This is a genomic window from Pseudomonas sp. 43(2021) (assembly GCF_017490805.1).
Taxonomy (GTDB): Bacteria; Pseudomonadota; Gammaproteobacteria; order Pseudomonadales; family Pseudomonadaceae; genus Aquipseudomonas.
Genome location: NZ_JAFGYJ010000403.1, coordinates 1 through 475, shown reverse-complemented (window position 1 = coordinate 475; position 475 = coordinate 1). Strand labels below are relative to the sequence as shown.

Sequence of the window (475 nt, the reverse complement as noted above, 5' to 3'; positions counted from 1 at the left end):
CAATTGCGCGAGAGAGACGTAGACCAAGCCTTCGTCGTTCATGCGGGAATCGCCACTTTGTCGAGAATCCGGTCAAGCACCTGATCGGCGCTGACACCATCGGCAACCGCGTCGTAACTCAGCTGCAAACGATGGCGCAACACCGGATGGACCACGGCGCGGACGTTGTCCGGCGAAACGAAATCCTGCCCCTGCAGCCACGCATCGGCCCGGGCGCAGCGGTCCAGGCCAATGCCGCCACGGGGACTGGCACCAATGGCGATCCAGCGTGCGAGGTCTTCGTCGTATTCGGCGGGGTGCCGGGTGGCGTTGATCAGGTCGATCAGTTACGTGTCGATGGTCGGTGAAACGTGCACCGCGCTGACTTCCTTGCGCGCAGCAAAAATCACCTCTTGCGGCAAGGTGAAATTCTTCACCGGCGTGGTGCTCGCACCTTGGGCAAACTCTTCGTTACGCAGCAGGCGCAGCACCTGGC

The 475-nt window shown here is 61.9% G+C and carries 1 pseudogene; it reads right to left on the bottom strand.

The features are described from left to right. Positions 1-38: 38 nt before the first annotated feature. Positions 39-475, bottom strand: a pseudogene (locus tag J5M71_RS27855) (MoxR family ATPase); the annotation flags it as partial.